This window comes from Nitritalea halalkaliphila LW7 (assembly GCF_000265075.1).
GTDB lineage: Bacteria > Bacteroidota > Bacteroidia > Cytophagales > Cyclobacteriaceae > Nitritalea > Nitritalea halalkaliphila.
Map to the genome: position 1 here is coordinate 1 of NZ_AJYA01000068.1, position 11,481 is coordinate 11,481.

General features: G+C 49.3%; 14 protein-coding genes and 1 pseudogene. 10 read left to right on the forward strand and 5 right to left on the reverse strand.

The window, feature by feature from the left end:
* Positions 1-50 precede the first annotated feature (50 nt).
* The 5 genes and pseudogenes from A3SI_RS15230 to A3SI_RS15250 all read right to left on the reverse strand — a co-directional run bounded on the left by A3SI_RS15230 (position 51) and on the right by A3SI_RS15250 (position 3,319).
* A complete protein-coding gene (locus tag A3SI_RS15230; RefSeq protein ID WP_009057310.1) occupies positions 51-884 on the reverse strand; it encodes an NAD(P)H-hydrate epimerase in 834 nt (277 codons plus the stop codon).
* Positions 885-1,000: 116 nt separating this feature from the next.
* Positions 1,001-1,459 (reverse strand): ExbD/TolR family protein, encoded by a 459-nt coding sequence (locus A3SI_RS15235; RefSeq protein ID WP_009057311.1) that lies wholly within the window; start codon positions 1,457-1,459, stop codon positions 1,001-1,003.
* Between the two features lie 2 nt (positions 1,460-1,461).
* Positions 1,462-2,103, reverse strand: coding sequence for an ExbD/TolR family protein (locus tag A3SI_RS15240; RefSeq protein WP_040671136.1), 642 nt, complete (start codon positions 2,101-2,103; stop codon positions 1,462-1,464).
* The gene (locus A3SI_RS15245) at positions 2,103-2,432 is read right to left on the reverse strand and encodes a hypothetical protein (RefSeq protein ID WP_009057313.1); all 330 of its coding nucleotides are present in this window, start codon (positions 2,430-2,432) and stop codon (positions 2,103-2,105) included. The genes A3SI_RS15240 and A3SI_RS15245 overlap by 1 nt, the downstream gene beginning before the upstream one ends.
* A gap of 48 nt (positions 2,433-2,480) precedes the next feature.
* Positions 2,481-3,319 (reverse strand): annotated as a pseudogene (locus A3SI_RS15250) (MotA/TolQ/ExbB proton channel family protein).
* A gap of 604 nt (positions 3,320-3,923) precedes the next feature.
* Here A3SI_RS15250 and A3SI_RS17845 point away from each other — a divergent pair.
* The 10 genes from A3SI_RS17845 to tnpC form a co-directional block, all read left to right on the forward strand.
* Entirely contained in the window at positions 3,924-4,397 is a 474-nt protein-coding gene (locus A3SI_RS17845; RefSeq protein WP_162098470.1) for a glycosyltransferase family A protein, read from the forward strand.
* A 40-nt stretch (positions 4,398-4,437) separates the two neighbouring features.
* On the forward strand, positions 4,438-4,695 hold the full coding sequence (locus A3SI_RS17850) for a hypothetical protein (protein WP_050977559.1): 258 nt from the start codon (positions 4,438-4,440) through the stop codon (positions 4,693-4,695).
* The gene (locus tag A3SI_RS15265) at positions 4,692-5,408 is read left to right on the forward strand and encodes a glycosyltransferase (protein ID WP_009057316.1); all 717 of its coding nucleotides are present in this window, start codon (positions 4,692-4,694) and stop codon (positions 5,406-5,408) included. The genes A3SI_RS17850 and A3SI_RS15265 overlap by 4 nt, the downstream gene beginning before the upstream one ends.
* A gap of 269 nt (positions 5,409-5,677) precedes the next feature.
* A complete protein-coding gene (locus A3SI_RS23000) occupies positions 5,678-6,058 on the forward strand; it encodes a DUF2911 domain-containing protein (protein WP_316929235.1) in 381 nt (126 codons plus the stop codon).
* A gap of 318 nt (positions 6,059-6,376) precedes the next feature.
* On the forward strand, positions 6,377-7,003 hold the full coding sequence (locus tag A3SI_RS21270) for a DEAD/DEAH box helicase (RefSeq protein WP_009057320.1): 627 nt from the start codon (positions 6,377-6,379) through the stop codon (positions 7,001-7,003).
* The gene (locus A3SI_RS21275; RefSeq protein ID WP_238531813.1) at positions 6,922-7,743 is read left to right on the forward strand and encodes a helicase-related protein; all 822 of its coding nucleotides are present in this window, start codon (positions 6,922-6,924) and stop codon (positions 7,741-7,743) included. The genes A3SI_RS21270 and A3SI_RS21275 overlap by 82 nt, the downstream gene beginning before the upstream one ends.
* A gap of 80 nt (positions 7,744-7,823) precedes the next feature.
* Entirely contained in the window at positions 7,824-9,011 is a 1,188-nt protein-coding gene (locus tag A3SI_RS15280) for a serine hydrolase domain-containing protein (protein WP_202946876.1), read from the forward strand.
* Positions 9,012-9,854: 843 nt separating this feature from the next.
* Positions 9,855-10,067 carry an IS66 family insertion sequence element accessory protein TnpA gene (tnpA, locus tag A3SI_RS23365; protein WP_394330389.1) on the forward strand — a complete coding sequence of 71 codons (213 nt, stop codon included), beginning with the start codon at positions 9,855-9,857 and terminating at the stop codon, positions 10,065-10,067.
* Positions 10,061-10,408: an IS66 family insertion sequence element accessory protein TnpB gene (tnpB, locus tag A3SI_RS15290; protein WP_009057324.1), complete on the forward strand. Its 348-nt coding sequence runs from the start codon at positions 10,061-10,063 to the stop codon at positions 10,406-10,408. Before tnpA ends, tnpB begins: the two co-directional genes overlap by 7 nt.
* Before the next feature lie 75 nt (positions 10,409-10,483).
* On the forward strand, positions 10,484-11,481 hold a 998-nt coding region (gene tnpC, locus A3SI_RS15295), incomplete at its 3' end, for an IS66 family transposase (RefSeq protein WP_238531814.1).

Genomic DNA, 11,481 nt, shown 5'->3' on the forward strand with positions numbered 1-11,481 from the left:
GGCGCCCATCCCTGCACAGGTGAGGCCGCATACACCAAGCCACTAGCCCGTCACGTAAAGCTGCCAACGCTCGTCAACTTCAGCGCTCCCTCCATTCCCTCATTTCCTCCTATGGCCAGCACCTTTCCATAGCTCCCTTTATGTGCAAAACGATCAAAATACCGATGGAGCCCACGAACTGCGGCTCGCGTCACATAAAAGCAATCTCCCCGAAAAGGATCCCAGCAAGAAGCACGAAAGGGCAGGTCCAACACGTGCAGCCTCCCCACAAAACGCGCATGCTCGGGATAGAGAAGACTGCGCTTCGGACAGGCGAAGGTCAGCGTATGCTGTGCCTGAAAACAGGAGCCATGGCCCAAGGTGTCTGCAGGAAGCCCACTGGGGATATCCAAGCTAATCTTACGTGCAGTGACCTGCTGGCAGGCCTCCACCCAAGCCTTTGCTTTACCTTCGAGTGGACGTGAAAGGCCTACGCCGAACAGCCCATCGATGAGTACAAGACGCCGGGCACCATTCGCATCTTCGGCAGGCAGTGCCGATTCGATTTCCTTATGCACAGGAATACCCGCAGGTAAAAAGCGCCAATTTTCCTCCTGATCAGGACTGGCACGCTCTGACAGCCGAGCAATTTCCACCCGCTGGAAGCCCTGCTGCTGGCATATACGTGCTAATGCCACTGCATCCCCTCCATTATTACCCGGACCCACTAAAAAAAGTAGATGATCTTCGGGCCGCACACCACAGCGCACCTGCAAGGCATCAAAAGCCTGTAGTGCTGCCCACTCCATCAGTTGCCAAGAACTAATCTGCTCCGTCGTACATACATGTTGATCCAGAGCCTGAATCGTGGCACCTGAAAGAATCGGAAGAAAGGGAGTATTCATCTGCATGAACGTGATAAGAAAATTAATGGCAACATAGCCTTTTCAACAGGTAAACGGATATAAAACAAAGAGCCACCCGAAGGATAGCTCTTTTTGTTTATACGTATAAAAAGGGATTAATCCACTTTACCTACGGCTGCATACATCAATTTACGCGCATCTGCTTCACGAAGTTCCAACTGGATGTCTGCGATCGGTCCCATTTTCACCTCGATATCCGATTTCATGGAGATGGTGATCTGGTCTCTTTCCACTTCTGAAAGCTTATCCTTTTCTTGGTTGACCCAAAGTACGATATCTTTCGTTCCAATTAGCACATCATTCGCCTGAATACGAGGCTCTGTACCATAAAGTGCCGTGTTCTTCGGCTTTCCGACATACAGATAAGAAATAAGCGATTTCTTCTCTAATTTCTGTAGCTGTGTCGCTTGCGGAAGCTTTTGCTCCACTAACATTTCATTCTCACGGAGTACTGTCGTCACCATGAAGAAGAAAAGTAGCATGAAGATAATATCCGGAAGTGCTGATGTTGGGATATTCTCTTTCGTCTTGTTCTTTTTCTTAAACTTTGACATGATTAATTCCCTCCAATTTTATCCGGCTCCGCGATGGAAATCGCCATCGGAATACCTTCTTTACCTCTATCTGTTAGTTCTTTCTCAGCAGCTGTTCTGCCAGAAAGTGCACGATACTGATCGGCTGTAAGTCCCACACGCTCCGCATAAATCTCGAAGTATGCACGCTTTACCTGATCATATACTTCCAAGTATTTCTCATAGGAAGTTCCACGGTTCGTTTTAATCGATACTACCGCACCACCCGCCATCGGGTGATCAGAAGATTTCGGATCACGGTTAACCTGCGCCTTTAGTGACTCTGGAAGTGAATTGTATAAAGCAGTCGCTTCTTCATTCGGTCTTCCGAAATTTAAGATAAACGCTTTAACTTCTGCAGATAGGTTCTCCGTATTATTCATCGGTTCACCTTCTACAAGTAACTGGTCATTCGCATTAACCAGGATGTTAAAGATGTTTCTTTCGTTAAGAGGCACTTCAGGTGGCGGAGTATTCGGATCCTGCTTCGGAGGAAGAACTGTCAAAAGTCCTTTGTCAGAAGCGATCGTCGTCGTTACGAGGAAGAAGATAAGTAGCAAGAAGGCGATGTCTGCCATCGATCCTGCATTTACCTCCTGACTCATTCTACCTCTCTTACCTGCCATTATTTTACTGCTTTGGTGATTTCAGTTACTACGATACCAGCTATCGCTACGATAAATAGCGCATAAACGGTATAAAGTGTTCCGCCCACAAATTTCGCTATGCCTTCCGTTACATTAAAAGGCTCCGCCTGATACTTCGGTAATACCTCACCGTCAGAAATGGAATAGGAAATAAAGAACACCACAAGTAGGGCTACCACACCGACTAAGGTCTTCACCAAGCTCTGGGGATTGTCTAGCGATTTGATGAGAGGCATCACAACCGCTAACAAGGCACCCACTATGATGAGTAAATCAGCCGTGTAGAGGAAAATATCTATAGAATCCATCTGGTTTATTCTTTAATGTGAAAATTAGGTTCTGGCATCCTTTTAGGATTACTTCGTAAGCTTATGCTTCACTAAGATATCGACTAAAGAGATAGATGCATCTTCCATGTCATTCACTAAAGAGTCGATTTTCGCCACACAGTAGTTGTAGAATAACTGTAGGATAATCGCTACGATAAGACCCGCTACTGTAGTTAAAAGGCGATTTTAATACCACCTGCCACGAGTGAAGGAGAGATATCACCTGCTGCTTCGATGGAGTCGAAGGCACCAATCATACCGATTACTGTACCCATGAACCCTAACATCGGTGCTAATGAGATAAATAGAGAGATCCATACGAGACCTTTTTCTAGACGACCCATTTCTACGGAACCGTAAGAAATAATCGACTTCTCCACCATCTCGATGCCTTCAGAGTAACGCATCAGACCCTGCGTAAAGATAGAGGCCACTGGACCTTTCGTGCTTTTCGTCACATCTTTCGCAGCTTCTACACCACCTTGCTCTAAAGCCTCTTCTACTTTCGCTAATAGCTTCTTCGTGTTCGTAGTAGATAGGTTAAGGGTAATGATACGCTCTAATGCTACTGCCATACCTAAAATAAGACAGATCAATACAGGAGTCATAAACGTAGGATCACCTTCGATAAACTTCTCCTTGATGATTTGGTGGAAGCCTTTGTCCTCATCGATGATTTCATCATCTACGATGGCCGGAGTGGCGGGCTCAGCAGCTGCTTGCTCCTCTTCCTCTTCCATTTCATCCTGATCTTCTACCATTTCGGTATCCTGATCTGCAGCGTCAGCATCTGCGTCTTGAGCTTTTGTTATCACCGGATTTAAAAGGATTCCGGAAAGCATGAACAAAGCGATTAACTTTTTCATAATGTAGATTTTAATAGACTTTAAATAAAGGTTAAACGGTTTTCTTAATTTCTAATCAGATTTTAAAGTTATGATTTTTTCGGGTCAAAATGCAAAACAAACGGCACTATTTTTATTTCTCGCCTCTGCTGACTCCCTCCATAACCTTTCAGCAAGCTAAGACAAGCCTGGCGATTTCTTACTCGGATTTATTTGAGTGGGGCTATTTGGGTAATAAGTGGAAGCTTTTCGTTTGTCCCGAGTCTTGCATGCTTTCGAAAAAACGGCATAAACCCTGAATTCTGTCTAAAAACGCTCCTGTTTTCAGGAATTTCGGGAACTTTTTCCCGCAAAACGTTTTCAGCGCACTAAGTTTGTAAAAAAAGCACGAAATCAAAAAATATCCCTGTAAAAAAAACATGAAGCCGAATACCAAATACCCTTAGCATACACGCTTTCAGCCACTTACAGCTCGAACGAAAAAGTGAAAAATTCCCCTCCACTACCTGAACTTTGCGCCCCGCGCAAATAAAACGTACCTTTACGGGAGTTAAATCCTGGCCTCATCGAGACGAAAATCGCCTAACTAGCGTCCTTGTCTAAGATAAAAGCCCCCCCAATGCCCATGTACGCCACCAAACCAAGTCCACAGCTCTCCGTTATAATTCCTTATTATAATACAGGAAAGATTTTCCAAGAAACCCTCGACTGCCTACAGACCTTCCAAGAACCAACGATCGAAATTATCGTTATCGACGACGGCAGCGAGCCCAAGCATGCAGCCTACCTCCGCCAGCTCCAGCAGGAAAGACAGGACTTTAAATTGCTCCAGCAGCCCAACAGTGGGCCCAGTGTGGCGCGGCATACAGGTATCCTCCACGCGAAAGGAACCTATATACTGCCCCTGGACGCCGATGACTGTATCAGCGAAGACTACCTGCGCCTGGCTGTGGCGGCTTTCCAAAAAAACCCTAAACTCAAGCTCGTCTACTGCCAAGCAGAAAAGTTCGGAGCCAAGAAAGGCCCCTGGAAGCTACCCGATTTCTCCTTGGATAAGTTGGCCGTAGAAAATATGATCTTCAGTCTCAGCGGTCTTTAAACGGGAAGACTATCTCCTCACCGGGGGATTCGACCCGAAAATGCGGCAGGGATGGGAAGACTGGGAGTTTTGGATCAACCTGCGTCAAGGGGGGGGGCAGGTCCTCCGCCTCGACCATGTGGGCTTCTTCTACCGCATCCAAAACAGCTCCCGAAGAAAACGCTTCTCCAAGGAGCAGAAAAGAAAAACGATCGCCTACCTGAATGCCAAGCATAAACGCTTCTTTCAGCAGCACCTCGGAGGCCCCTTGCGCCAGCAAAGAAGCCTTTCTAAGTTCATCAATAAATTTCTTCCATGACACACGCCCAAGCGCGCATCATCACACCGGTGAAGGAGTCGCTCCAGACTGCCCTCCGCACCTTTCAGGCCATTCAGGAAGCGAAAGGCCATTTCGAGTACCTCGTCTACGATGATAAAAGTAGCCCGGAGACCCATCAGGCCTTGCAGCAGGCCGCCGAGCGCTTTCAGTTTAGCCTCCTGCATACCGGCACACTCACCGATAAGCCTTCCCCTAATTACCGAGAGGTGCTCATCGATGCGCGGCAGAAATGCTTAGCCGATGGACTGCCGCTTATCATCGTGGAATCCGATGTGCTCGTGCATCCGGAAACCCTGCAGCGGCTTTGTGCCACAGCCAAGGCCGAGAAGCGCGTGGGCATGGTCGGAGCGGTTACCGTGGATGAGGCCGGGCAGGTCAACTATCCCTATGAGAAATTTAAAGGCGAGCGGCGCACACTTTTTGAAACGGAGCGAAGCCTGAGCTTTTGCTGCACCCTGCTGCATCCAGACTTTATGGCGGCCTTCGATTTCGAGGCGCTAGACAGCGCAAAGGACTGGCATGATAACATGATCTCCAAGGCTTCCCGCGAAAAGGGCTTCCGAAACTTGGTGCTCATGGACCCTCCCGTGCAGCACCTCCCCCACAGCAGCCGCCCCTGGAAGGCATTAAAATATAAAAATCCACTCCTTTATTATTGGCGGAAATTTACGCAGGGCAAAGACAAGATTTGACTTGGTTTTCAAGCCTTTTTATCCCGACGGCGCACCCGCAGGCAGCCGCTCGGGATTATTTTTTTGCCCCCTGGCAAAGTTCAGCGCAACAAGCCGACGAAAAAACGGTTAAAAACGGATATAAACACCAAATATCGGATACACATGATGAAAAAATCAGCTTTCGGCGCGCTCGGCGTGCTCTTCTTGCTCTTGCTCGCCTTCCAAGGCCAAGCCATCGCTCAGATGCAGCGCCCGTTCCCAGCCCTGCCGCGCATGTAAGCCAAAATGTGGGCTTCACCAAAATCAGCATCGATTACTCCTCCCCTGCCGTGAAGGGCAGAAAAATTTTCGGGGAAATCGAAAAGTATGGCGTCACCTGGAGAGCCGGCGCGAATGCCGCCACAATCATCGAATTCAGCACGCCCGTGCAAGTTGGAGGTAAAAACCTACGCGCTGGCAAGTACTCCCTATTCATGACGCCAAAAGAAAATGGCGAGTGGACTGTACGTCTGAATGCGAAAGGCAACTCTGTTTTCGCCTACTGGAAGGATGGCGTCATCGATGAGGAAGCCCTCGCCAAGGACGATGCGGTGGCCTTCACCGTAAAGGTGGACAAGCTCTGGCACGYCTCAGGAGCGCCTGCAGTACAGCATCTCCGCAGAAGATAATAAGGTGGCACACGTGCACATGACTTGGGAAAATGTCCGCGTGACCTTCCCGGTGGACACGCAGGTGGACCAAAAAATGGAAAGCTTTAAAGCAGCATTTTAAGGCTATAAACGTTTAGATACGCAGTTAGGTAAACGGTTTTGCCTGGCGGCAAAAAAGAAGAAGCGGTCCCCAGACCGCTTTTTTTATGCCCTTAGGCCTTTGGGCCGACAGCCCCCCTCCCCAGCCTGCTCGACCTGCACCCCCACAAGCAGCAGCCATTCCTAGCCCAAAAGTAAGCGGAGCATATTAGGTACTTCGGAGGATATCTCTGGAGCATGCTGGCAGGATTTCCGCATTATTTCCTGTATTTTAGCCCCATGGAACAGGATATTCGCCTACAAGAACAGCGCTTTTTAAGCCCCCTGGGGATAGCAACTTTTAATACCATGCAGCAGGCATTTATACAGGCCGCTCAGGAGCAGCCCAACCTCATGCTGCTGGCTCCCACCGGCTCGGGCAAGACCCTGGCCTTTTTATTTCCCCTCATCCAGCAGCTGGACCCTAACTCCCGCAGTACACAAGCACTGATCATCGTCCCCTCGCGAGAACTAGCCCTGCAGATCGAGCAGGTGTTTAAAGCATTGAAAACAGGCTTTCGCGTGAGCACCTGCTACGGCGGACATGCCATGAAACTCGAAAAAAACAGCCTCGGCGAGCTGCCCGAAGTGGTGATCGGTACGCCCGGCAGGCTTTCCGACCATGTCAATCAAGGCTCCCTTCAGACTGAGGCGATCCACACGCTGGTCCTAGATGAGTTCGACAAGTCCCTGCAGCTGGCTTCCACGAGCAGCTGCGGGATATTTTTAGCCAGCTGCCCCAGGTGCGCCGCCACTTGCTCACCTCCGCCACCCCCCTGGAGCGCCTGCCTGACTTCCTCCCCTTTACTGCTCCCCCCGTGCTAGACTTCCTGCAGGAGGAAAAGAAAGCCAAATTAGAACTCAAGCTGGTCCACACGCCGACCAAAGAAAAGATTCCCACTCTCATGCGCCTTATTTCCCACTTCCAGGGAGAGGCCTGCTTGGTTTTCTGCAACCATCGGGAGGCGGTAGATCGCATCAGCTTGCTGCTCAGTGCTCATGGCTATGCCCACGCTGTCTTGCACGGTGGCATGGAGCAGCTGGACCGGGAAAAGAACCTCATCACCTTTCGCAGTGGGGTGGTGCATCTCCTGATCGCTACGGACTTGGCTGCCCGTGGCCTAGACATTCCGGAAATCCGCCATGTGGTCCACTACCAGGTTCCGCCACAGGAAGATGCCTTTATCCACCGAAATGGCCGCACCGCCCGCATGCATGCCTCCGGACAGGGCTACCTGCTGCTCGCCGAAGAGGAGGAGCTCCCCGACTATGTGGACGACAGGCACATGGAAGCGCTGCAGCTCACAGAGACCCTCTCCGCGCAGCGCAGCGCCTGGACCCTGCTCTACCTCAGCGCCGGAAAGAAAAATAAAATCAGCAAGGGCGACATCGTGGGCTTCCTGATTAAAGTGGGCCAAGCCACGCCAGAAGACATCGGCACGATCACCCTCCTGGATTTTGCAACCTATGTGGCGGTGCGGAGCAAGAAAGCCCCCCAACTCGTCCAAAACCTCCACGGTGAAAAAGTAAAGAAAATAAAAGTTAAAGTTGCCGAAGCCCGGTAAATGCCATAGGCGGCAGCAAGGGCCGGGCCTTGGCCTTTGCCCCCTGGGCAAAAACGATTTCACATTTCCTTACCTACCTGATGATGAGACAGCACCTTCTCCTTCCTTTTCTGTTCCTCCTGCTGGGCATGGCCTGCCAAAAAAAGGAGCTTCCCGACATCCACGCCATCGAAAACGGCCTCCTCCTGGACCAGCAGCCCGAGGGGAGCCCCGTGCAGACCTTTTCCCTAGCCGAGCGCATGGAGCACTATCAGGTGCCTGGCCTGAGCATCGCAGTGGTGGAAAAAGGCAAGTTGAAATGGGCAAAGGGCTACGGCATCGCCCACACGGGGACGGGGCAAGCAGTGGATACGGAGACCCTCTTTCAGGCGGGCTCCATCAGCAAGCCCGTGGCGGCACTGGCCGTGCTCAAGTTGGTCCAAGAGGGGCTGCTCGATCTGGATGTGGACGTGAATCAGTACCTAAAGGAGTGGCAGGTGCCGGAAAATGCCTTTACGGCAAAGGAAAAGGTGACTCTGCGTGGGCTCTTAAGTCATACCGCCGGGGTGAATGTGCATGGCTTCCCGGGCTATAAGCAGACGGATCCCTTCCCCAGCCTCGTCGAGGTTCTAAATGGTTCGGGCAATACGCCCCCCATCGAAGTCGATAAGCTACCGGGCTCAGGCTGGCGCTACTCGGGTGGCGGCTACACGATTTTCGAAAAAGTGGTAGAAGAGGTGACCGGAAGGGCCTTTGAACGGTATATGGAAGAGGAAATCCTGCTGCCGCTGGGCATGCGGAACAGCAGCTACGAACAACCTATAGGCGGCCGTTGGCAAAAAAATAGCAGTGCGGCCTACGATCGTCAGGGTGAAATCCTCGAAGGCTTCTGGCATAACTACCCCGAAAAGGCCGCTGCGGGGCTTTGGACCACGCCGACGGAGCTGGCTAAGTACTGTATCGCGATACAGGAGATCCGCGGTGGAAAGGAAGATGGCCTCCTCCGTCCGGAGCTGGTGGAGCAGATGCTGACGGAGCAGGATGGGAGTTGGGGCTTGGGTCCCGCCTTAGAGCAGCGTGAGGGGCGCCTGTTGTTCAAACATGGCGGGAAGAATGCCGGCTTTACGAATCAGCTCATTGCCTTTGCGGATGAGGGAAATGCGGTCATCGTGATGACAAATGCCGACAGGGGGAATGGCCTGATTCGGGAGCTCCTGCATGCCGTCTCGGCCTACTATGGCTGGGGCATCAGTAGCCCAAAGCTAGTGGCGCCAGAGTCAGCGGACTGAGGCTGGGGGTCGAAGTCTTGTCCCCATCGCCCTTCGGGCAAAGGGCGGGCTTCGCGCGTGCATCCCCTATCCGCTGTTCGTTTGCTTTCTTTTTTACTTTCGTTTGCTTTCGATTTCGCTAAAACCGTGATCGTTTGGCTTCGTTTGCTTTCTTTTCCATGTTCGTTTGGTTTCGTTTGCTTTCGTTTTAAAGAGAGGAAGAAAAAGACACCATGGACAGTCTCAACAGTCTCGAAACATTAACTATTTCTTTAGATAAAACCTCTAAGCCCTCAGGAGAACTACTTTCTGCATCTGCAATTTAGTGGAGTTTTATTAATCCTACTTGATAATTAAACTCATAGTGCTTACATTTAGGAAAGTTCGATTTTCTATCAGCTAAAGCAGAACAAGAGCATGAGGCTTACTAGCTCAGTTTAAACGAGACCTCTAATAGCTAGAAAATCACTATTTTGGATGTTGAAAGCACTATCAGATTTTGATTTTTAACTATTCCCGAATCATTGAATAACCGTGAACCTAAGAAGCCTAAAAAAATGTAATCGCTTATGCCAATAGAAATTGGAGTTTGGAACATCTCAGAGTCGAAAACGCGTAAAATAACGCTATCAACTTTGGAGACAGAAAATAAACTTGAGGATATAATAGAACAGGATATTTCGATCATATCGGATGATTTGATGCTAATTGGCCGTACCCGTTCGACGAACCCCATATTTTCTGTAGGCGAGGGATTTTGTAGTCTTGCGGAATGGAAAGAAGAGATAAAGCGTTTTACCAGGAGCTTTACCGGGAATGGCTTAGCTCTGGTTTAAAGAAGTCTGTGTTTGCTGCAAACGTGGGATTAATCGAGCTACGTTCTACTACTGGTGCAAAAAGCTAGAAGTAGTAAGTGAGCCGATTCCCGAGCCATTCACAAGCTTTAAGCGTCTTGCAGCTTTGGCTCCAGCGGTAGAGCAGCAGCCTTTTTTGAAAGTCACCTTACCGAATGGTGCCAGCATTACTTTTTATGAGGAGATTTCGATTGAACATCTAAAAAGACTCTTGGCATGTTAGCGCTTTCCTCTGCTACGCGCTATTTTCTGTACGAACAGCCAACAGATATGCGCTATGGCATTCAGGCTTTAGCAGGGATAGTGCGCAACAAACTGGGCTTTGATCCCATGAGTGGAGACGTCTTTATTTTTATAGGAAAAAGAGGAGATCAAATCCGGCTTTTGCAGTGGGATCAAGATGGGTTTGCTCTTTATATCAAAAGGCTAGAAAGGGGGACTTTTGAACGTCCAAGATCCCCTAAAAGCCTGCTTTCTAGCCGTGAATTAGGCTTGCTTTTACAGGGGGTAAGGCTAGAATCTGTGCGCTACAGAAAGCGTTATATGGCAGCTGGGCGGCAGTGAAATAAAGCGTGATTTTTTGTCTAAAAAGTGGCTTTAAGGCTATTTAAAACGACTTTTTTACCCTATATTTATGTCATGGAAAACAGAGAAATAGATTATAAAACCCTATACGAACAGGCTCTGTTGACCTTATCTCAAAAAGAAAATTCTCTGCTCGAAAAAGAAAACCTTTTAATTGAAAAGCAAGAGCTCATAGAGAAGAAAGAGCAGGTCATTTTTAAATACCGCTCTGAATTAGACAAGCTGCTTAAAATCATTTTTGGTCCCAAAAAGGACAAGCTAAAAACGTCCATTGACTCCGATCAGCTCAATCTATTTACACTAGGTGTGCCCGAAGCTGACCAGGCTAAGATGGGGGGTGATGGTGAAGCGGATAGCGACGAGGAAACAGTCACTGTCAAGCGTAAAAAGCGTGAGAAAGGACAAGGCCGCATGACGCTTCCCGAAACACTACGCAAAGAAGATGTCTATATCGAGCCTACGGAGTCTACGGAAGGGTGTGTCGTTATCGGAGAAGAGGTGACTGAAGTGCTGGAAATGAAGCCTGCAGAGTTTTACGTTACGCGCTACATCCGCAAGCGATACGCGAAACCAAACGGTGAAGGCATCTTGATGGGCACGCTTCCAGATAGGGCGATTGAAAAAGGCATCCCAGCAGCTTCTACACTGGCACAAATGACTGTAGACAAGTATGTATATGGTTTACCCCTACACAGGCAGTTGGATAAATACAGTAAAATGGGAGTTAGAATCCCTGCCTCGACGGCATCTAACTGGCTTATGCAGGGGTGGAAAACGATAGAGCCACTCTGGGAGTTGCTGAAGGAGGTGGTACTTAGCCAAAAATACCTGCAAGTCGACGAAACCCCAATAAAAGTGCAGGACAGGGGGCATAAAAATAACATGCATAAAGGATACATGTGGTTATATCATGCCCCTGTAGATCGCTTGGTACTGTTTGACTACCGGAAAAATAGGGATCGGTCAGGTCCTAGTGAGCTATTGGCTAAATTCAGGGGAGTCATCCAGACAGATGGCTATGGGGTATATCATTCCCTATTCGATCAGCATCC